This window comes from Streptomyces parvus (genome assembly GCF_014648875.1).
GTDB classification, from domain to species: domain Bacteria; phylum Actinomycetota; class Actinomycetes; order Streptomycetales; family Streptomycetaceae; genus Streptomyces; species Streptomyces parvus.
In genome coordinates, this window is record NZ_BMRY01000001.1 from 1,259,086 (window position 1) to 1,279,703 (window position 20,618).

General features: G+C 74.2%; 18 protein-coding genes. 12 read left to right on the top strand and 6 right to left on the bottom strand.

Annotated elements, in window-relative coordinates; all coding sequences use genetic code 11:
• Positions 1-67 precede the first annotated feature (67 nt).
• Entirely contained in the window at positions 68-3,301 is a 3,234-nt protein-coding gene (locus IE140_RS05715; RefSeq protein ID WP_150195771.1) for a sacsin N-terminal ATP-binding-like domain-containing protein, read from the bottom strand.
• Between the two features lie 319 nt (positions 3,302-3,620).
• On the bottom strand, positions 3,621-4,562 hold the full coding sequence (locus IE140_RS05720) for a DUF3027 domain-containing protein (protein WP_371933945.1): 942 nt from the start codon (positions 4,560-4,562) through the stop codon (positions 3,621-3,623).
• A 417-nt stretch (positions 4,563-4,979) separates the two neighbouring features.
• Here IE140_RS05720 and IE140_RS05725 point away from each other — a divergent pair, with 417 nt between their 5' ends.
• The 5 genes from IE140_RS05725 (at position 4,980) to IE140_RS05745 (ending at position 9,323) form a co-directional block, all read left to right on the top strand.
• A complete protein-coding gene (locus IE140_RS05725; RefSeq protein WP_150195755.1) occupies positions 4,980-6,443 on the top strand; it encodes an MFS transporter in 1,464 nt (487 codons plus the stop codon).
• Positions 6,444-6,470: 27 nt separating this feature from the next.
• Positions 6,471-6,956 carry a hypothetical protein gene (locus tag IE140_RS05730; protein WP_032764318.1) on the top strand — a complete coding sequence of 162 codons (486 nt, stop codon included), beginning with the start codon at positions 6,471-6,473 and terminating at the stop codon, positions 6,954-6,956.
• An 88-nt stretch (positions 6,957-7,044) separates the two neighbouring features.
• On the top strand, positions 7,045-7,770 hold the full coding sequence (locus IE140_RS05735) for a futalosine hydrolase (protein WP_093440072.1): 726 nt from the start codon (positions 7,045-7,047) through the stop codon (positions 7,768-7,770).
• A 6-nt stretch (positions 7,771-7,776) separates the two neighbouring features.
• The gene (locus tag IE140_RS05740) at positions 7,777-8,679 is read left to right on the top strand and encodes a 1,4-dihydroxy-6-naphtoate synthase (RefSeq protein ID WP_150195757.1); all 903 of its coding nucleotides are present in this window, start codon (positions 7,777-7,779) and stop codon (positions 8,677-8,679) included.
• Between the two features lie 32 nt (positions 8,680-8,711).
• Positions 8,712-9,323: a hypothetical protein gene (locus IE140_RS05745; protein WP_093440069.1), complete on the top strand. Its 612-nt coding sequence runs from the start codon at positions 8,712-8,714 to the stop codon at positions 9,321-9,323.
• Positions 9,324-9,338: 15 nt separating this feature from the next.
• Here the strand turns inward: IE140_RS05745 and IE140_RS36495 are convergent, their stop codons facing one another.
• Positions 9,339-9,722 carry a cold-shock protein gene (locus tag IE140_RS36495; protein ID WP_006126557.1) on the bottom strand — a complete coding sequence of 128 codons (384 nt, stop codon included), beginning with the start codon at positions 9,720-9,722 and terminating at the stop codon, positions 9,339-9,341.
• Between the two features lie 177 nt (positions 9,723-9,899).
• Here IE140_RS36495 and IE140_RS05755 point away from each other — a divergent pair, with 177 nt between their 5' ends.
• Positions 9,900-10,136 (top strand): hypothetical protein, encoded by a 237-nt coding sequence (locus IE140_RS05755; RefSeq protein ID WP_006126556.1) that lies wholly within the window; start codon positions 9,900-9,902, stop codon positions 10,134-10,136.
• A 16-nt stretch (positions 10,137-10,152) separates the two neighbouring features.
• On the opposite strand, the gene IE140_RS05760 is transcribed toward IE140_RS05755, so the two are convergent.
• Positions 10,153-10,812 carry an HAD family hydrolase gene (locus IE140_RS05760; RefSeq protein WP_093440067.1) on the bottom strand — a complete coding sequence of 220 codons (660 nt, stop codon included), beginning with the start codon at positions 10,810-10,812 and terminating at the stop codon, positions 10,153-10,155.
• A gap of 195 nt (positions 10,813-11,007) precedes the next feature.
• Here IE140_RS05760 and IE140_RS05765 point away from each other — a divergent pair, with 195 nt between their 5' ends.
• Genes IE140_RS05765 through IE140_RS05780 form a run of 4 tightly spaced genes read left to right on the top strand, consistent with a single transcriptional unit; the run spans position 11,008 to position 15,048 of the window.
• Positions 11,008-12,066 (top strand): FecCD family ABC transporter permease, encoded by a 1,059-nt coding sequence (locus IE140_RS05765; protein WP_150195759.1) that lies wholly within the window; start codon positions 11,008-11,010, stop codon positions 12,064-12,066.
• Positions 12,063-13,151: a FecCD family ABC transporter permease gene (locus tag IE140_RS05770; RefSeq protein ID WP_150195761.1), complete on the top strand. Its 1,089-nt coding sequence runs from the start codon at positions 12,063-12,065 to the stop codon at positions 13,149-13,151. The genes IE140_RS05765 and IE140_RS05770 overlap by 4 nt, the downstream gene beginning before the upstream one ends.
• On the top strand, positions 13,148-14,068 hold the full coding sequence (locus tag IE140_RS05775; RefSeq protein WP_150195763.1) for an ABC transporter ATP-binding protein: 921 nt from the start codon (positions 13,148-13,150) through the stop codon (positions 14,066-14,068). Before IE140_RS05770 ends, IE140_RS05775 begins: the two co-directional genes overlap by 4 nt.
• Positions 14,069-14,070: 2 nt before the next feature.
• A complete protein-coding gene (locus tag IE140_RS05780) occupies positions 14,071-15,048 on the top strand; it encodes an ABC transporter substrate-binding protein (protein ID WP_150195765.1) in 978 nt (325 codons plus the stop codon).
• Positions 15,049-15,072: 24 nt separating this feature from the next.
• On the opposite strand, the gene IE140_RS05785 is transcribed toward IE140_RS05780, so the two are convergent.
• Positions 15,073-15,987, bottom strand: coding sequence for an alpha/beta hydrolase family protein (locus IE140_RS05785; protein ID WP_150195767.1), 915 nt, complete (start codon positions 15,985-15,987; stop codon positions 15,073-15,075).
• A gap of 180 nt (positions 15,988-16,167) precedes the next feature.
• Here IE140_RS05785 and IE140_RS05790 point away from each other — a divergent pair, with 180 nt between their 5' ends.
• A complete protein-coding gene (locus IE140_RS05790) occupies positions 16,168-16,737 on the top strand; it encodes a TetR/AcrR family transcriptional regulator (protein ID WP_189460167.1) in 570 nt (189 codons plus the stop codon).
• 31 nt (positions 16,738-16,768) lie between these two features.
• Here IE140_RS05790 and IE140_RS05795 read toward each other — a convergent pair whose 3' ends face one another.
• On the bottom strand, positions 16,769-18,043 hold the full coding sequence (locus IE140_RS05795; protein ID WP_189460114.1) for a hypothetical protein: 1,275 nt from the start codon (positions 18,041-18,043) through the stop codon (positions 16,769-16,771).
• Positions 18,044-18,107: 64 nt separating this feature from the next.
• On the opposite strand from IE140_RS05795, the gene IE140_RS05800 reads away from it, so the two are divergent.
• Positions 18,108-20,570, top strand: coding sequence for a helicase C-terminal domain-containing protein (locus tag IE140_RS05800; RefSeq protein WP_189460116.1), 2,463 nt, complete (start codon positions 18,108-18,110; stop codon positions 20,568-20,570).
• Positions 20,571-20,618 lie beyond the last annotated feature (48 nt).

The window sequence follows — 20,618 nt, forward strand, 5'->3', positions numbered from 1 at the left end:
GAACGGTTGTGCGATGCTGTGACTTTTCTGTGAAGCGCCTGGTCCGTGCGTCGCTCCCTACGGGCGGTCAGTCGAACCAGCGGTCCCGCGCCAGCTCCTCCGTACGTGACGGGTCCTCCAGCAGCGCCGCGACCTCGAAGCGGCGCGGCCACTGGCCCGCCGCCCAGGCGAGCCCCGCCGCCACGCCCTCCAGGGTGGCCGCGTGGACGACCCCGTCGGGGGCGCGGCGCCAGTCCAGTTCGACGCCGCCCGCGCGGAGTTCGGGGTGCTCGATGTACGTGTCGGGGGTGGCGGGTCCGAGCAGGACGCGGACCGACTCCGGTACGCGGTGCTCCTCGCCCTCACTGGTGACGTCGGCCTCGACCGTCTCGCCCAGGCGTCGCACCTGGAGCAGGTCGGCCAGCTCGGCGGCCCGGGACGGGGCGACCGGGAGCAGGGGCAGGCCCTCCGTCAGCGGCAGCACGTCCGGGGCGTCCGCGATCACGGCGTCCGCCGCGTCGGCCACGACCACCTCCCCGTCCACCACCGCGCGCAGCTCGTCCGGCAACGTCACCTGGTCCGGGTCGAGTTCGGCGAGCGCCGTGTAGAGCGCGTGCAGTTGTACGGGGGCGACGGGGCGGTCCTCGTCGGCGAGGCGGCCCAGCAGTTCGGCCGCGCCGCCGGGCTCGTCCAGGAGGGCGGCCACCGAGGTGCGCACGCCGAGGGCCCGCAGCACCTGGGCGTCGTCGAAGCCGGTCGCGTCCACCGCGTCGTACAGCCCGGCCAGGAGCGGGTCACCGCCCGCCGAGCGGAGTCCGGCGGGTCGACGGCCGTCCAGCACGGGGTGGTCGCGCAGCCACCACGCGGTGTACGCGCGCACGGACTGCGTCGTGCCGTCCGGGAGCAGCACCCGCACCGGCTGCGTCAGCGCGTCGCGCAACGGCGGCTGGGCCAGCATCGCGAGCGCCTGCGGCCAGGCGTCGTCGTCGACCAGGTCCAGATCCCGTACGGCGACGATCTCGGTGGCGACCGGCGGTACGGGCGTCTCGGGCAGTTGGTCGAGCAGGTCCTCGCACCAGACGTCGACGGCGTCCAGCAGCCCGGCGTCGTCGGGTTCGGCGAAGTCGCTGTCGCGGGGCTCCAGTTCGTCGGGGTCGAGGACGACGTCGGTGGCCCGTACGAGGGCGAAGGTGGCGAGCACGCCGCAGGCGGTCAGCGGCCCCTCGCCCCAGCGGTCGGCCAGCTCCTGGTCGACGAGGGCGAGTTCCCCCTCCCGCATGATCTGCGCGAACGGGCTTCCGGGGAGGACCAGTTCACCGGCGGGGGCGGGCTCACCCTCCTCGTCGGGGAGCGCGAGCGCACCGAGCCAGGGCTCGTCGCCGGGGGCGAGTTCGGCGTCGCGCACGAGGGTGAGGACGGTCTCGGCCAGCTCGTCGGCATCCAGCGCGTCCTCGTCCCAGATCTCGCCGGCGTCGAGCGATCCGGCGACGGCCGCGCGGACTTGAGGGGTCGTCAGGACGGCGCGGGGCGTGGCGGGCAGCGCACCCAGCTTCTCCAGCAGCGGGTGGGCGGCGTCCGGGTGGGCGACCTTCAGGCCGAGCCGGGAGAGGCGGCCGAGGACCGGGCCGGTCAGCGCGTCCGGGAGGGGCAGCAGGATCTGGCGCGGGCCGATCGTGGTGCGCGGCGGGCGACCGGCCTGCTCGTCCTCCGGGTCACCCGCGAGCGGGACGGGAAGGCCGGTGAGCCGGTCGGGGTCGGTGCCCGCGAGGCTGTCGTAGAGCCGGTGCCACCAGGCGGGGTCGCGCTCCAGACCGGCGAGCCGGTCGATCGCCTCGGTCAGCGGGACCCGGGCGACACCGAGGGTGCGCAGTTCGGTGCGGCGCTCCAGACCGGCGGGCAGCAGACAGGGCAGCACCTCGGCGAGGACCCGTACGGTCTCGGCCCCGACGCCCTCGACGACCTCGGCCTCGACGGGCCGCAGGGCGGAGGTGCCGGAGGCGGTGTTCTCCGTACGGTCCCGGTCCCGGTCCCGGTCCTGGTCCCGGTCCCAGTCGTCCGCCCAGCCGTTCTCCGCCTCCGGGTCCCGGGGCGCGGCGGGCTCCAGGAACGCGATCCTCGGCAGCCGGGCCAGGATCGCCCCGCGCAGGGCCCCGTCCAGCGCGCCCTTGCCGAGCTGGCCCGGCACCAGGTCGATCGTCCCGGTCGACACGGGCCGCCAGTCGCCCAGCAACTCCGCGTACGCGTCGGCTGCCCGCTCCACCAGGAAGTCCGTCAGCGGCCCCGGCGCGGGGTGCCTGCGGGCGGTGTCCAGCGGGAGCGAGGCGATGAGCAGGGCGGGGATGCCGAGCGGTTCGTCGGTGGGGGTCGGGGCGTGCACGACCGGTGCCGTACGGGGGTGGAGCGGGGCGCCGGACTCGTCGACCGGGACCGCCCAGGTCACCGACCAGTGCGGACGCAGCCGCTCCTCGACCGGCCGGTCGGCGAGCAGGGCGGGCTCGATGGGCCCGTGGTGGAGGACGGTGCGCCAGCGGTTCAGGCCGCGCGCGGAGTCGTCGACGTGCGTGTACGGGCCGTGCTGCGACCGGCCCAGGGTCCGGGTGCCGTCCGGGGTCTCGATGACGATCTCGTCCAGGCCGGGCAGGGTGAGCAGCAGCGCGTCGTCCACGGCGGCCAGCAGCCGGGCCACCAGGTCCTCGGCGGTGCCGTCACGCAGCGGCAGCACGACGACGGTGTCGTACCCCTCGGGCGCGGAACCCTCGGCGGGCAGCGGCAGGCGCAGCAGCGGTACGTGCCCGTCGCGGCGGCGCAGCTCGTCCCCGAGGCCGGGGGAGCCGACGGCCGCCTGGCGGGCCATCTCGCGCGCCTCGGCCAGCGACCAGCGGACGCCGCCGTGCCGGCCGAGCACCGCTGGTTCGTCGCTGACCGCGAGCACGGCGGCGAACCCGACGCCGAAGCGCCCCACCGCGGACTCGTGGCCCTCGCGCTTGGCGGAGGCCCGCAGGGTGCTCAGGGACTCGACGCCGGTCGCGTCGAGCGGCGCGCCGGTGTTGGCGGCGGCCAGCACGCAGCGGGCGTCCGGGTCGCCGGGGGCGGCGGGGTGCAGGGTGAGGCGGAGCCGGCCGGGGACCTTCGCGCGGGCGGCCGCGTCGGCGGCGTTCTGGGCCAGCTCGACGACGAGGCGGTCGCGGTAGCCGCCGAGCGCGAGGTCCTCCTCGGCGTTGGCGTCCTCCCGGAACCGGGCGGGCCCGGCGCCCCACGCGTCGAGCACGCCGCGCCGCAGCCGTGCCGTCCCGAACGGATCGGCCCCCTCGGTCGCCTTCATGCTCACGCTCTCGACTCCGTCCGCGTTGTGGGTGGCCCGCGTATGCCTGTGCGGCCCAGTGTGCGCCCGAAGGTACCGCGCGCGCCGCCCCTGCCGTACCAGCGTCCCGGGGCATTGCCTTGCCCGTCCGGCGGCCCTGGGCTTTCAAGCCCGTCCGGCTGGCCCTTCAAGCCCGTCCGGCGTTTGAGGACGGAACCCTTGGCCTGGGCGGCGGCCACCAAACAGGCACTTGGTGCGCAGGACCCTGCGGTGGCACCCGGCACCACGTCGAGGGTTCCGTCCTCAAACGCCGGACGGGCTGAAGTCGCGTGCGGGAGCCTCAGGAGTGGCCCAGGTCCTCCGACGCGCCGTCCGCCTCCGCCGGCACCGAACCCTCGCCCCGCTCCGGCCGCAACGCGTACGCGTCCACCCGCATCGTGTCCAGCGCGTGGTCCGCCGGCCGCACCGGCTTCGGCATCACCGCGGCCTCCGAGTGCCCACCGCACCCGTACGCCAGCGACACCACATGCCCGTCCGCCGGACCGAACTCGTTCGCGCACACCCCGAAGGCCTGCTTCAGCGAGCCCGCCATCGGGATCAGGAACGCACAGCTGACACACGTCGCCGGGGCCGCCTGGGCCATCGGCGTCTTCGGGCCGAACGCCTCGTCCCAGCGGTCGGCCGCCTCGTACAGCCCGTACCGCGACAGCACCCGCGCCCGGCGCGTACCCAGCTCCTCGGCCACCGCGGCGATGGAACCCCGGCTGGTGGCGGCCACCGGCCGGTCCGTCAGCTCGGCGTCCTCCGAGTCGACGAGCTCCGCCAGCTCCTCGGAGACCACGGAGTTCGGCGGCGGCTCGTCCTCGCCCGTCCAGCCCGGCTCCAGGCGCAGGTCCTCGGGCTCGGTCGGCAGCAGGTCCCCGGGGCCCATGTCGCCGGGGCGCAGCCGCTCGCTCCACGGCACCCACTCCGGGGCCAGGAGCGCGTCCGCCCCCGGCAGCAGCACCGTTTCGTCCAGGGTGACGTTCTTCGCGCGGGAGGCCCGCGCCACCGTCACCGCCCAGCGCCAGCCCCGGTAGCCGGGCTCCTTGGCCTCGAAGTAGTGCGTGACGACCCGGTCCCCCTCGGAGACCACGCCGACGTGCTCACCGACCACACCGGGCGCGGCGGCCTCCTCGGCGGCCGAGCGAGCGAGGTCGACCGCCTCGGCGCACAGGCGGTCGGGAACAGGGGTACGGGTCGCACGGGTCGTACGGCTTCGCGTGGTCGTCGCAGCACTCACAGGTCTTCGCTTCTCTCCATACGCCAGTCTCACGAGCGCGCCAGCTGCTGCACGATTGCCGTTTTCGGCCAGACAGGTGCGGGCGGAGCGGACCTGGGGGCCGCGTCGACGTCCACACCCGTTGTGCCTGCCTCGGGCGCGCCTTCTGCCACCCATTCTGCGGGATCGCCGAGAGGCGCGCGGCCAAGAACAACCGCCGGTGGCGCGTTACGCACGCTACCCTCTCCGCCGCCCCGCGCCCACCTGCCCGTCCCAAACGTGCCGTATCCGTTCCGGCGGCGGCCGGCGACCGCCACCCGGCACACGTCCCCGTACGGCACCGCCGCCGCTCGCCCGACAGGGCGTCACCCCCCGCCTCGCGCGCGAGTCCGTGGCCGATCACCGTTCGAACCGGCCGGGGTGGGGCACTATGACGAGGTGACAGCCGCCAGGTCGCACGACGGCCCCGGCCCGCTCCGCAGGGCGGGACGGGCGACGGGCCGTGCCCTGCGCGCCCCGTTCGCCGGCACGGCACGCTCCATCCGCAAGGCGACGCACGCCCACGGCGCGGGGGAATCCGGCCTCGGCAAACTGATCGAGCTGCACGCCGTCAACGGCGCGGGCGACGTCATGATCACGGTGGCGCTCGCCTCCACCGTCTTCTTCTCCGTGCCCACCGACGAGGCGCGCGGGCGCGTCGCCCTCTACCTCGCCATCACCATGGCCCCCTTCACCCTCCTCGCCCCGGTGATCGGCCCGCTGCTGGACCGGCTGCCGCACGGCCGCCGGGCCGCGATGGCGGGCGCGATGCTGGCCCGTGCGCTGCTGGCGCTGACCATGTCGGGCGCGGTCGCCACCGGGGGTCTGGAGCTGTATCCGGCCGCGCTGGGCGTCCTGGTGTCGTCGAAGGCGTACGGCGTGGTGCGCAGCGCGGTCGTGCCACGGCTCCTGCCACCGAATTTCTCCCTGGTGAAGGCCAACTCACGGGTCACCCTGGCCGGTCTGCTGGCCACCGGGATCGCGGCCCCGATCGGGGCCGGCCTCCAGATGATCGGCTCCGCCTGGCCGCTCTACGGGGCCTGCGCGATCTTCGTGGCGGGGACCTTCCTCGCCTTCACCCTGCCGCACAAGGTCGACTCCGCGAAGGGCGAGCGCCGGGCACGGCTGATCGTCCCGCACCACGACGAGACCGCCCCCCGGCCCGCCCCCGGCAGGACGTCGGGGCGGACGGGCAGTACCCGGGCCGGGCTGCGCAGGGGCCGCGGCAAGGCCGGCAACGGGGAGAAACCGGCCAGGGAGCGGCCGCCGGGTCTGCGGTCCGTCGGCGGGTCCGTCCTGCACGGGCTCCAGGCCAACGCCGCGCACCGGGCCCTCTCCGGCTTCCTCATCTTCTTCCTGGCGTTCCTGCTGCGCGAGCATCCGCTGGCGGGGCAGAGCGCGGCGGTCTCGCTCGGCATCGTCGGCGTGGCGGCCGGGGTCGGCAACGCCTGCGGTACGGCGGTGGGCTCCTGGCTCCGGGCGCGCGGCCCCGAGGTGATCATCGCGACGGTGCTGGGGCTCGCGCTGAGCGTCGCGGTCCTCGCCGCGGTGTTCTTCTCCACCCTGCTGGTCGCGGCCCTCGGCGCGGTCGCGGGCTTCACCCAGGCCCTGTCCAAGCTGTCGCTCGACGCGATGATCCAGCGGGACGTGCCCGAGGAGGTCCGCACCTCGGCGTTCGCCCGGTCGGAGACGTTGCTCCAGATGGCCTGGGTGGTCGGCGGCGGTATCGGCATCGCCCTGCCGCTCAACGCGGTGCTCGGTATGTCGGTCGCCGCGGGCATCCTGGCGCTCGGGGCGGCCGCCTCCGTACGGGGCCTCCTGGGGGCCGCGCGGCGCGGCACGCCGCACCCCCGCGTGGCGTGAGCGGAGGCGACCGATAGCCTTCGGCCCATGACCGTTGCGTTCTTCTCCGGTAAGGGCCGTCGAATCGGCGTCGCTCTTGGTGCCGTGTCCGCGGGACTCCTTGTCCTGTCCGCCTGCGACAAGCCGACGCCGCTCGCGACCGTGACGGTCGGCAGCGACTCGGTGAACACCGAGGCCGCCTGCTACAACGACGGCGACGCGATCAAGGAATCGCTGATCCAGGGCTGCCTGAACAAGAAGGCGGACAAGGTCGTCGAGATCTCCATGGACGACAAGGTCCGCTTCGGCGTCGACCCGGAGATCGCCGAGAACGGCTGGACGCTCTTCATCAACGGCCAGCAGGCCGAGCAGGAGCCGTACAAGAACACGTACCGGACGATCCCCGGCAACGCGTTCCTCGCCAGCCAGACGGGCCAGACCGCCGAGAAGACGACCGTCTCCATCGTGGAGACCAAGGGCAAGAAGCTGACGGGCGTCTGGCAGTTCGAGTTCAAGAACAGGGACAAGGACTGACCGGATCCACCGGGATCCCCACTTCCTCTCTTCCCCTCGTCCTCTCTCCCCCTCTGCTCCCCGTCCTCGACTTTGAGGCTGATCATCCGTGCGTGTGCTCGTCGTGACCGCGGTCCCGGTGGAACGGGACGCGGTCACGCGTGCGTTCGGGGACTCTCTCGGGGGCGTTGAGGAGCGCGTGCCGCTGCCGGGGGCCGAGCTGCACCGCCGCGGTGCGTTCGACGTCCTGGCGGGCGGGGCGGGCCCGGCCGCCGCGGCGGCGGCCACCGCGTTCGCCCTGGCGTCCGGGGCACCGGAGTCATCTCCGTACGGACTCGTCGTCTCGGCCGGGATCGGCGGGGCGTTCACCCCCGTCACCCCGCTCGGCTCGCTGGTCGTGGCGGACGGCATCGTCGCCGCCGATCTGGGGGCGGAGACCGCCGAGGGCTTCCTGCCGGTCACCGCGCTCGGCTTCGGCCGGGACCGCTTCGCCCCGCCGCCCGCGCTGGTACGGGAGGTCGCGGCCGTCACCGGCGCGGCCACCGGCTCCGTGCTCACCGTCTCCACCGTGACCGGCACCGCCGAACGCGCCGGCGCCCTGCTCGCCGCGCACCCGGGGGCGCTGGCCGAGGCGATGGAGGGCTTCGGGGTCGCGGAGGCCGCCGCCCGGGCCGGTGTGCCCGTACTGGAGGTGCGGGCCGTCTCGAACGCCGTCGGCCCCCGGGACCGGGACGCCTGGCGCATCGGGGACGCGCTGGCCGCGCTCACGGACGCGTTCGGGGCGGCGGCATCCGTACTGGAGGGCTGGAACAGCCACGAGAACCTGGAAGGTTGAACCGGCATGACCAAAGAATCCGACACCGGCACCGACACCGGCACCGCAGTCGGCGGCAGCCCGGCCGGGGACGCGATCCGGATCGCCTACTCGCCCTGCCCGAACGACACCTTCGTCTTCGACGCCTGGGCGCACGGCCGGGTCCCCGGCGCACCCGAGCTGGACGTGACCTTCGCCGACATCGACATCACCAACGGCATGGCCGAACGCGGCGAGCTGGACGTCCTGAAGGTGTCGTACGCGGTCCTGCCCTGGGTCCTGGACGAGTACGCGCTGCTGCCGTGCGGCGGGGCGCTGGGCCGGGGCTGCGGTCCGCTGGTCCTCGGCAAGGAGCTGGGCCTCGACCTGACCGGCCGGACCGTCGCGGTGCCGAGCGAGCGCTCGACGGCGTACCTGCTGTTCCGGCTCTGGGCGGCGGAAATGGTCCCGGGCGGCGTCGGCGAGGTCGTCGTGATGCCGTTCGACGAGATCATGCCCGCCGTACGGGACGGCAAGGTGGACGCCGGCCTGGTCATCCACGAGGCCCGCTTCACGTACCGGAACTTCGGGCTCCACAACCTGGCCGACATGGGCCGGCACTGGGAGGACACCACCGGCCTCCCGATCCCGCTCGGCGCGATCATCGCGAAGCGCTCCCTCGGCGAGGAAACCCTGCACCGCCTGGCCGACGCCGCCCGCAGCTCGGTCCGCCTCGCCTGGGACCACCCGGAGGTCTCCCGGCCGTACGTCATGGAGCACGCCCAGGAGATGGACCCGGCCGTCGCGGACCAGCACATCGGGCTGTACGTGAACGAGTTCACCGCCGACCTCGGCGAGGACGGCTACGCGGCGGTCCGCGGCCTGCTCACGCGTGCGGCGGCGGAGGGACTCGTCCCGCCCCTGGGTCCGGACGCGCTGGCGTTTCCCTGAGGGGCAGGCAAGCAACCAGAAGGACTCTCCCTGTGCACACCGCGATCGGCCCGTTCACCCTGGAGTTCTGGAAGGAAGGCCGCACCCACGAGCGGCGGTCCGGCCTCCGGGGCACGGTGCCGGGCTTCGGCGAGGTCGTCCTCACCGCCCCGCTGCCCCTCAAGCACACCCCGGGCGGCGTGGTCTCGGAGGTGCGCGGCCCCTCGATACCCACAGCGGTGTTCGAGACCCGCGGCATCCACACCGAGGCCACCGATCTGCCGACGCTCAACGGTTCGACGCTCCGGGTCGGCGACGCCATGGTCCATCTGCGGCGCAACCGCTTCGGCCTGACGCTCCGGGCCCGCGCGCTGCACTTCCGGTACGGCGGCGACCACTACCGGCTGCGGGCGGTGAGCCGGAAGCGGTTCGTCCTGACCCGCCGGGCGGACGACGAGGACCCCGGGGTCTCGCTCACGGCGAAGCAGTCGGGGCTCGGCGGCGGCAGGAAGCTGGCCGTGCGGACGACGGGCCGGGCCGTGGCCGCCGACATCGCGCTCGTCACGCTCTTCGCCGGGGTCGACCGCGCGCCGCTGACCCGCGGCGGCGCGGTGCGCGCGGCCCTGGGCCGGTCGACCCGGCTCCTCGCCGAGAGCCAGGCCTGACCCGTACGACAGGACCTACACGTCGAGCTGGTCGGCGACCGCTCTCAGCAGGCCCGCGATCTTCGCGCCCGCCGCCTTGTCGGGGTAGCGGCCCCGCTCCAGCTGCGGCGTGATGTTCTCCAGGACCGTCGTCAGGTCCTGCACGATCGACGCCAGCTCGTCCGGCTTGCGGCGCTGGGCGGCCGCGACGGACGGGGTGGGGTCGAGGACCACCACGGAAAGGGCCTGGTCGCCGCGCTGGCCCGCGACCACGCCGAATTCCACGCGCTGGCCGGGCTTGAGTGCGTCGACTCCGGCAGGGAGTACCGACGAGTGGACGAAGACGTCGCCGCCGTCGTCGCGGGAGAGAAAGCCGAAGCCCTTCTCGCTGTTGAACCACTTGACCTTGCCGGTGGGCACGTCTGTCCTCGTCCTCGTACTCGTCGGTGTGCGGGAGAGCCGGAAAACGGCTCCGGAAAGCACCGGATAGCAATACAGCGGGTCACCGTGACCCGCCCGGTCCCAGGCTAATGGGCCCCCGGCCGGTGACAAGACGTCGCCGGAGAGTTCCTCCGGGCTGGGAACTACCCTGGTCGCGTGAGTACTACTCCTTCAGGCGCAGGCGACCGGCTCGTTCAGGTCGGCGCGATCGTCTTTTTCGTCGGCGCACTGGCCACACTGGTCACCGTCGCCCCCCTGTTCCTCGGTACGGACCCGTTCCCTCCGGTCGCGTACGGCGTCTGCATGCTGATGGGCGTCGGGTTCCTGATCGCCGGGGTGGGCGTGGTCCGCTCGGCGTGGGTGAACTCGCCGAAGCGGGCCGCCAACTCGTAGGTTCCCGGGCCTCCCCCTACGCCGGCTGTTCCTCGGCGAACGCGGCCAGCCAGGCCGGGAAGCCTGTCAGGTCCGCCAGCACCACGTCCGCGCCCGCCGTCCGCAGCTCCGCCGCGTCGCACGGGCCCGTCGTCACTCCGAGCGACAGTGCGCCGGCCACCCGCGCCCCTCGCACATCGCCGGTGTGGTCGCCGACGTACACCTGTGCGCCCTGCTCGCGCAGGGCCTCGCCCTTCGCCTCCGCCCACAGCGAGCCGATCACCGTGTCCGGCTCGATCCCGAGGTGCGACAGGTGCAGCTTCGCGTGCGCCTCGTTCTTGGCCGTGACGACGATCGCCCGGCCGCCGAGCGCCCGCACCGCGGCCACCGACTCCCGCGCCCCGGCGAGCGCCGTGCTCGGGGCTATCGCGTGGTCGGGGTAGGCCGCCCGGTAGAGGCCGGCGGCCGCGGGCACCTCGTCCGCCGGGAACCAGTGGGCCAGCTCCGTCTCCAGCGGCGGGCCGAGGCGGTTCACCACCAGGTCGATGTCGATGGGCACCCCCGTCTCCGCGACCAGGACCCGGAAGGCGGCGGCGATGCCGGGGCGGGAGTCGACGAGCGTCATGTCGAGGTCGAAACCGACCGTCAGGGGGCGTTGGACGGGGCGGTGGACGGGGTGCTGAACCGTGGAAGTCATGCCTGCCATTCTGCCGACCGGCCCCCTTCGGCGGCGAAATCGCGCCGCCTAGACTGAAGCGCGCACTTAGCCAAGCCTTACCGGGCCTGCCCGGCCCTGCCCTGCCAGGCCCGGCCCGGTCCTGCCAGGACAGGCCAGGCCAGGTCCGTACCGCTCGCTCGCCTTCCGCTTCCGCGTCCGTCCCGATTGGTTCCCATGTCAGCGTCAGCGCCCGTGCGGGCCGCCGCGCCACCCGGTGTGCCCCGCGCACCCCGTGCGCCCCGCCTCTCCCGACGCGCGACCGCGACGGCCGCGGCCGTCGTCGCCCTGCTGCTGGCCGTCCTGCTGAGCCTCGCCGTGGGCGCGCGCTCCATCCCGCCGGGCGAGGTGCTCGACGCCCTGCTGCACGGCGGGCACTCGGACGCCGCCGAGGTGATCCGCACCATGCGGGTACCGCGCACGCTCATCGGGCTGATGGTCGGCGCGGCGCTGGCCCTCGCGGGCACGGTGCTCCAGGGCATCACCCGTAACCCCATCGCCGACCCCGGCATCCTCGGCATCAGCCAGGGCGCGTCGGTGGCCGTGGTGATGGCCATCGCGTTCGCGGGGGTCCACACGCTCACCGGGTACGTGTGGTTCGCCTTCGCCGGTGCCGCCGTCGCCTCGGTCGCCGTCTACGCCATCGCGTCGAGGGGCCGCGGTGGCGCGACGCCCGTGAAGCTGGCGCTCGGCGGGGCCGCGATCAACGCGCTGCTGGTGTCGGTGACGATGGGGATCCTCACCACGAAGGCGTCCGCGCTGGACGAGTTCCGCTTCTGGCAGGTCGGTTCGATCGCCGGCCGGGAGGCGGACGTCGCCTGGCAGGTGTGGCCGTTCCTCCTCGTCGGGACGGTGCTCGTGCTCGCCGTCGCCCGCGGCCTGGACGCACTCGCGCTCGGCGAGGACGTGGCGAAGGGGCTCGGGCAGAACGTCGCGGCGGTCCGGATCGTCGGCGGCATCGGGGCGACCGTGCTGACCGGGGTCGGGGTCGCCGCCGCCGGGCCGATCGCGTTCATCGGCCTCGCCGTCCCGCACATCGCCCGCGCGGTCGTCGGCAACGACCACCGCTGGGTCCTGCCCATGGCCGCGCTGATCGGGCCCGTGATGCTGCTCGTCTCGGACGTCGTCGGCCGGATCGTGTTCCCGCCGAGCGAGGTCCCGGCGGGCGTGATGACGGCGCTGATCGGGGTGCCGTTCCTGGTCGCCCTGGTGCGCCGGAAGGCGGTGCCGGCATGACGAGCGAAACGCCTGTGACCGTGAAGTCCGTACGGGTCCGGCCCGCCGGGTACTCCGTCGTGAAGGCCGGGCCGCGCGGACGGTTCCTGTTGCACCGGCGGGCCTCCCTCGTCGCGGCCGCCCTGCTCGTCCTCCTCGCCGCCGTCTGCGTCGCCTACCTCTGCGTCGGCGAGAGCTTCGTCGCGCCCGGCGAGGTCGTGAAGGTGATCCTCGGGCAGCCGTCCTCGGCCGAGCTGGTCGTCGGCACGCTCCGGCTGCCGCGCATGGTCGTCGGGCTGCTGGTCGGCGCCGCGTTCGGCATCGCCGGGGCGCTGATCCAGACGGTCGCCCGCAACCCGCTGGCCAGCCCCGACATCATCGGCATCAGCCAGGGCGCGAGCGCGCTCACGGTCGGTGCGATGACCTTCGGCATCACCTCGTACACCGTCCTTCCCTACCTCTCCGTCATCGGTGGCATCGCGGCCGCCGCCCTCGTCTACGTCTTCGCCTGGCGCGGCGGCCTGCACGCCACCCGCTTCGTCCTCATCGGTATCGGCTTCGCCGTCGCCCTGCGGTCGGTGACCACGCTGTTCCTGACCAAGGGCGACTACCTCGTCGCCCAGCAGGCGCAGATCTGGATGACCGGTTCGCTGAACGGGCGCGGCTGGCCGGAGGCCGCCCCGATCGGCTGGACGCTGCTGGTGCTGCTGCCCGCCATCGCCTGGGCGGCCCGCGCGCAGCGCACCGTCACGATGGACGACGACACCGCGACCGGCCTGGGCGTACGCCTGGGGCGCGTACGGCTCGGGCTCGTCGCCCTCGGCGTGGTCCTGGCGTCCGTGGCGACGGGCACGGCGGGCCCGGTGGACTTCGTGGCGCTGCTCGCCCCGCAGATCGCCCGCCGGATGACCCGGACGGCGCAGATCCCCCTGCTGTCCTCGGCGCTGCTGGGCGCGGTGATCGTCGTCCTCGGCGATCTGCTGGCCCGCAAGCTGTTCTCGCCCACCGAACTGCCCGTGGGCGTCCTCACGGCGGCGGTCGGCGCCCCGTACCTGATCTGGCTGATCATCCGCGGTCACCGTGGCCGCAGTGGAGGCACCGCATGAGCCCGAGCCGAAGCACGAACGCGAGCACGGATCCGAGCCCGACGACCGGCGGCAGGCTTGCCGCGCGCTCCCTGGCCCTCGCGTACGAGGACCGCACCGTGGTCCACGAGCTGGACCTCACCGTGCCCGACGGGCAGGTCACCGTCATCGTCGGTCCGAACGCCTGCGGCAAGTCCACCACCCTGCGGGCGCTCGGCAGGCTGCTGAAGCCGCGCGGCGGGGCGGTCCTGCTGGACGGTACGGAGCTGGCGCGGATACCGACGAAGCAGATCGCCCGGTCCATCGGACTGCTCCCGCAGACCCCGGTGGCCCCCGAGGCGATCACCGTCTCCGACCTCGTCGCGCGGGGCCGCCAGCCGCACCAGAGCTGGTGGCAGCAGTGGTCGGACGAGGACGAGCGGGCGGTGACCGACGCCATGTCCCGTACGGACGTAACGGCGCTGGCCGACCGGCCGGTGGACGAGCTGTCGGGCGGTCAGCGTCAGCGCGTGTGGATCGCGATGGCGCTGGCCCAGGACACGGACCTGCTGCTGCTCGACGAGCCGACGACGTATCTGGACATCGCGCACCAGGTGGAAGTCCTGGACCTGGTACGCCAGTTGGCGTCACCTGCCGCGGACGGCACCCGGGGCCGTACGGTCGTCACCGTGCTGCACGACCTCAACCAGGCGGCCCGGTACGCGGACCGCCTGGTCGCCATGAAGGAGGGCCGGATCGTGGCGGAAGGCGCACCCGGGGACGTCGTCACGGCCGAGCTCGTCCACGAGGTCTTCGGCCTGGAGGCGGTGATCGTCCCGGACCCGGTGACGGGATCGCCGCTCGTCGTCCCGGGCGCTCCCTGGACCCCTCCGACGCCCTCCCCTTCTCCTTCCGGCCCCGCCTCAGCCTCCGCTCCGACTCCCGGAAAGGTCCTCTGACCATGACCCTGCGCAGCTTCCGCCCCCGCGCCCTGGCCGCCGTGTCCCTGACGACCGTCGCCGCGCTGACCCTGGCCGCCTGCGGCTCGTCCGACGACTCCGGTTCCGACTCCGCCCCCGCCTCCGACGCCACCCGTACGGTGCAGACGGCGATGGGCGACGTGAAGGTGAAGAAGGCGCCCCAGCGGGTGGTCGTCCTGGACACCGCCGAACTCGACTCGGCCCTCACCCTCGGCGTGAAGCCGGTCGGCGCGACCCACGCGGACGTCACGTCGGGCTTCCTGAACTACTTGCCGAAGGACCAGGTCGCGGGCATCGAGGACGTCGGCCAGATGATGACCCCGAACCTGGAGGCCATCGCCGGCCTGAAGCCCGACCTCATCCTCACCAGCAAGATCCGGCACGGCGACAAGTACGACGAGCTGTCGAAGATCGCGCCGACCGTGATGACGGAGAACACCGGCTACCCCTGGAAGGAGAACTTCCAGGTCCACGCCGAAGCCCTCGGCAAGCAGGCCGAGGCGAAGATGGTCGCGGACGGCTACGCGGACCATGTGGCGGACGTGACGAAGGCGCTCGGCGGCGAGGAGAAGGTCGCCGCGACCGAGGTCAACATGGTCCGCTTCGTCGAGGGTGCGGACATCCGCATCTACGGCAAGAAGAACTACATCGCCACCATCCTGGCCGATGTGGGGCTGGGCCGCCCCGCGATCACCGACAAGGCCAAGGACGGTTTCTCCTACGACGTCAGCCCCGAGAAGATCGACCTCGCGGACGCGGACGTGGTCTTCCACTCGACGTACGGCGACCCGAAGAAGGCCAAGGAGACGGAGACCACCGGCAGCGGCCTGTGGAAGAACATGGACGCGGTGAAGAACGGCAAGGTCTTCGCGGTCGACGACCAGCTGTGGATCCAGGGCATCGGCTACACCGCGGCCGACAAGATCCTCGGCGAACTCCACAAGAGCCTGACGAAGTGAGGGCGTGGGACGCCCCCGGCGGGCTCACTTGCCGGTGACGTCCCAGCCGGCGCCGTCCCGGGCGGCCTTCTCGAAGGCCGCCCACCCCGAGGCGTCGACCCCGAGGGCGTCGAGGAGGTAGGCGGAGACGGCGTCGGCGACGAGGGCGACGCGGGCCGGGTCCTCGTCGGTGGTCTCCGCGACCTTCTCCCCGGCGAGACCGCCCAGGGTGTGCTCGCCCTCGTCGATGGCCAGCAGGCTCTTCGGGGACGGGCTGAGCCGGTAGGCGTCGGTGAACCACTCCGGCCCCCGGGTGGAGAGCTGGGACCGGTCCCGGCCGCCCGCCACGACCAGGGCCGGCGTGGTCATCGTCGAGTACTCCGGCCGCATGAACGGAAGGTGCTCGACCGCGAACGGGGTGAGGGAGTCGCCCGTGCCGGTCGCGGCGATCAGAGCACCGGCCGAGACCGCGGGGTGCGCGAGGTCCTCCCCCGGTGTCCCGTCGGCGTCGAGCACCCGGGCGCCGAGGAGCGTGCCGACGGTCTGGGCGCCCCAGGAGTGGCCGACGACCGCGACCCGGTCCAGATCGGCGCGGTCCGCCAGGCCGGGCGCCTGGGCGAGTATGTCGCCCAGGCCGTCCAGAACGGCGTGGAGGTCGGATATCCGGACGCGCCAGATCGTGGCGAAGCGCGGGTCGTCCCACCCGATGCCGTTGCGGCGGGAGTCCAGGTGGGTGGGCTGTACGACGACGAACCCTGCGGCGGCCCACCGGTCGACGAGGGGTTCGTAGCCGTCCATGGACCACGCGTTGCCGTGCGAGAACACGATGACGGGGAGGTTCCCGCCGGTCAGCGGGGCGGTGACCTTCACCTGGAGGTCCACGCTCCGACCGGGGGCGGGGACGGGGACGGTGATCGGCTTGACCGCGACGATCGGTCGGCCGGGGTGCTGAGCAGACATGGGGGAGCCACGCTTTCTTCTGGAGGGCGCGCCGCGACACTTTCGCGGAACGCTGTTCCGCCAAATTAGCGGAACAATGTTCCGCGAGCAATGAAGGGTCCGTGAAGCCGGACTCGTGAAGTCCGGCTCGTAAGGTCGGGCTCAGCTCGTGAAGGAGGACCCGTGCAGGAGGACCGACCCGTGCCGGAACCGCTCGGAGTACGCCAGGCCCGCGCACAGCGCACCCGCGAGGCCGTGGTGGCGGCCGCGGCCGCGGTCTTCGTGGACCAGGGCGTCCAGGCGCCGATCCGCGACATCGCCGAACGCGCCGGTGTCGGCGTCGGAACGGTCTACCGCCACTTCCCGACCCGGGCGGACCTGGTCACCGCGGTCTACCGGCACCAGATCGACACGTGCAGCGCCCTCGCGCCCCGGCTGCTGGCGGAATCGGCGTCCCCGTACACCGCCCTGACCCGCTGGGCGGACGCGTTCGTGGAGTTCCTGGTCACCAAGCACGGCCTGGGCGCCGCCCTGGGCTCCGGCGACCCGGGGCTGGAGAACCTGCACGGCCTGATGCTCGACACGCTGGTCCCGGCCTGCGCGACGCTGCTCGACGCCTGCACCGCGGCCGACGAGACCCACCCCGACGTCACCGCGTACACGCTGATGCGGGCCATCGGGAACCTGTGCATCACCGGCCCCGACTACGACCGGACGGACGCCCGTCGGATGGTCGCCGCCCTGCTCGCCGGGGTCCGCCGCACGGCATGAGCACGAGCCCCGGGGCCCGCTCCGACGCGGGTCACGCCCGCCGCCGCGCCCGCCACACGAGGTAGAGCGCGGAGGCGACGGCGGCGACGCGGACGACCACCGGCCAGGCCTCCAGCAGGACGTCCCGCATCGCGCCCTCGCGGATCGGTTCGCCCCAGCGCCCCTCCATCCGCCCCCACACCCACACGAGGGCTCCGGCCGCCACCACGCCGGGGAGGCCGAGCGCCGCCCACTTCGCCTCCGTACGGGAGAGGGTGCGCGAGCTGTACGCGATGAGCCAGCCGCCCGCCAGCGGCAGCCAGGAACCGGTGACCACGCCGGCGACGAGCAGGACGGCGGCCAGGAGCAGCAGCGGGTGGGCGAAGCCGCCGCGAGGGCCGGGGGCGGCGACCGCGGGCTCGGCGACGACGGGGGCGGGCTTGCGGCGGCGGAGCTTGACGAGGCGCAGGGCGCGGCGAAGGGCGGCGGTGTTCGCGCCGTTCTCGCCGCTTCCGGCCTCGTCGGCCTCGGCCTTCGCGCCGCCCGCGCCCTCCGGGGCGCCTTCCTCCTCCGTGTCCTTCTTGTCCATGTCGACGGGCCTCGGCCGCCTGCCGAGCAGCTCCGGGGCCTCGATGCCGCCGAAGAACCCTGGGACGGCGGTCCCCTCGTCGAAGGGCCCGGGCTCCAGGCGCCACCAGTCGGTCGCGTCCCCCGCGGCTCCCTGCTGGTCCTGGCCGAGCATGTGCGGGGCGGACGGATCGGGCCAGGCCCGGACCGGTACGTCCTCGTCGGGGGCGTCGTCGGGGGCGGGCCCGGGACGGGGCACGGCGGCGGCAGCAGCCCCACCGGCGGCCCCTGTCCGTCCCTCCGGCACGTCCTCGGCATCGCGATCACGGCGCGACGCGCCCCGCCCGAATCCGGCTTTCGGCTTCCGGAGGCCCGTGGCCTCCCGCCCCTCGTCCGCGGGGGGACCGGCTCGGCCGGCCTCCCTCGGCTCCTTGCGCAGCAGCCCGCTCCGGGGCCGGGGCAGCCCCCGCCGCTGCGGCTCGCCGCCGCCCGGACCGCTCCCGGCGGACGGCAGCGGGACCGTGCCGTCGCCGGACCGCGCCGCCGCGGCGACCAGTTCGTCGGGGCTGCCGAGCCTGCCGATGATGCGCCGCACGGCCGCCGGGGAGTCCGCGCCCTCCGTGGTGCGGCGGCGGTCGATCTCCCCCCGCAGCGTCGAGACGAGCCGCATCCGGGCGCCCGACGAGAGCTGTTGCTGCTGAGCCAGGTCGCCGACCCGGCTCAGGTAGTCGTACACGAGCTGGTCGCTCTCGATCCCCACGCGGTGCGTCCCCTCTACCCGGCCCTGCCCCGACGGTAGCGTTCCAGCGGCTACCGTGGGACGGATGGGGACGACCACACCACCGCGCACGCTCGCCGAAGCCCTGCGCGCCCGGGGCGACGAATCGCTGGCCGGGCTGTTGCGTGCCCGCCCCGACCTCCTCAATCCGGTGCCCAACGACATCACGCAGCTCGCCACGCGGGCCGGTACCCGGGCGTCCGTCGTCCGCGCGCTGGAGCACCTGGACCGGTTCGCCCTGCAGACCGCGGAGGCGCTGGCGGTGGCGCCGGACCCGGCCCCGTACGACACACTGCTGTCCCTCCTCACCGGCGACGGACTCGACGACGGCGAGCAGCGCGACGACGTGGGCGCGGCGATCACCGCCGGGCTGCCGGGCGCGCTGGCGACGCTGCGTGAACAGGCCCTGGTCTGGGGTGAGGACGACCGGCTGCGGCTGGTGCGCACGGCTCGCGAACTGCTCGCCCCGTCCCCGCAGCACCCCTCCCCCACGGGCCTGGGCCCCACGGTCGCAGAGGCGACGGCGGGCATGTCGCCGGGCCGCCTCCAGGAGATCCTGGCGGCGACGGGCCTACCGGCGACGCACGACCCGGTCTCGGCGGTGGCCGCGCTGTCCGCGCTGTTCACGGACCGGACGCGGATGGCGGAGCTGCTGGACACGGCCCCGGTGGAGGCGCTGTCGGTGCTGGACCGGCTGGTGTGGGGCCCGCCGTACGGGGAGGTCACCCCGAACCCCACCCCGCCCGTGAAGTGGCTGCGGGACCGGGGACTGCTCCTGCCGGTGTCCACGCGGACGGTGGTCCTGCCGCGTGAGGCGGCGCTCCACCTGCGCGCCGGGCGCGCGCACCGGCTGCCGGAACCGGTCCCCCCGGTCGTCGCGGCGGCGGCCGAACGCGATCCACAGGCTGTGGACAGGGCGGCGGCGGGCCAGGCGTTCATGGCGCTGTCCACGGTCGAGGAGCTGCTGAAGCTCTGGGACGGCGGCGGCCCGACGATCCTGCGCGCGGGCGGCCTGAGCGTACGGGAGCTGAAGCGCGCGGCGGCGGCGCTGGACGTGACCGAGCCGGTCGCCGCGTTCTGGATCGAACTGGCCTACGGCGCGGGACTGCTGGCCTCCGACGGGGAGACCGACGAGCGGTACGCTCCGACGCCCGCGTCCGACGAGTGGCTCGACCTGTCCGCCGAGGACCGCTGGACGCACCTGGCCACCGCCTGGCTCGCCGCCACCCGGACCCCGGGCCTGGTCGGCGGCCAGGACGCCAAGGGGCGGGCCCTGTCCGCGCTCGGCCCGGAGCTGGACCGCTCGGCCGCCCCCGACGTACGCCGCCGGGTGCTGGCCCTGTTCGCCGAACTCCCGCCGGGCACCGCGCCGGAGGCCGAGACGCTGCTGCGACGGCTGCGCTGGGAACGCCCGCTGCGCGGTTCGGCACCGACGGCGGAGGGCTCGGACCTCCGCTCCCGCCTGGCCCTGTGGACGATCAACGAGGCGGAGCTGCTGGGCATCACGGGCCGGGGCGCGCTGGCGGCACATACCCGCGCGCTCCTGGACGAGGGCGAGGACACGGCGGCGGCCCTTCTCTCCCCCCTCCTCCCCGAACCGCTGGACCACGTCCTGCTCCAGGCCGACCTGACGGCGGTGGCCCCGGGCCCGCTGGAACGCCCGCTGGCGGACATGCTCTCCGTCCTGGCCGACGTGGAGTCGAAGGGCGGGGCGACGGTCTACCGCTTCACGCCGGGTTCCGTCCGCCGCGCGCTGGACGCCGGGCAGGCGGCATCGGACCTGCACGCGTTCCTGGCCGCGCACAGCCGTACGCCGGTGCCGCAGCCACTGAGCTACCTCATCGACGACGTGGCCCGCCGCCACGGGCACCTGCGGATCGGGGCGGCCTCCGCGTACGTGCGCTGCGACGACGAGGCGGTCCTCAACGAGATCCTGGCCGACCGCCGCTCCACGGGCCTGCGCCTGCGCCGCCTGGCCCCCACGGTCCTGGCCGCCCAGGCCGACCCCGGCTCCCTCCTGGAAGCGTTGCGCGACATGGGGTACGCACCGGCCGCCGAATCCGCCGAGGGCGACGTCCTGATCACCCGTGCCGGCGCCCGCCGCACCCCGCCCCGCACGCCCCCCGTCCCCGTCCCCGAGGGCCCCCCGACCCCGGACGACACCCTCCTGGGCGCGGCGGTCCGGGCGATCCGCGCGGGCGACACGGCCGCCACGGTGGCCCGCAAGGAACCGCCGGAGGGCGCCACGGGATCCGCCCCCTCCGGCACGCTCCCCCGCACCACCCCCGCCGAGACCCTGGCCACGGTCCAGGCGGCCGCGATGACGGGCTCCACGGTCTGGATCGGCTACGTCAACGCGGACGGCGCGGCCAGCCAACGCGTGATCGCCCCGGTCCGCGTGGAGGGCGGCTTCGTCACGGCCTACGACCACACGGCCGACGAGGTCCGCACGTACCCGCTGCACCGGATCACGGGGGTGGCGGAACTGGCGGAGGAGGGGGAGGGGTAGGTGCGGTTTTCCGCAGGGTGACCACCGCGGAGAACCGCACGGAACCGT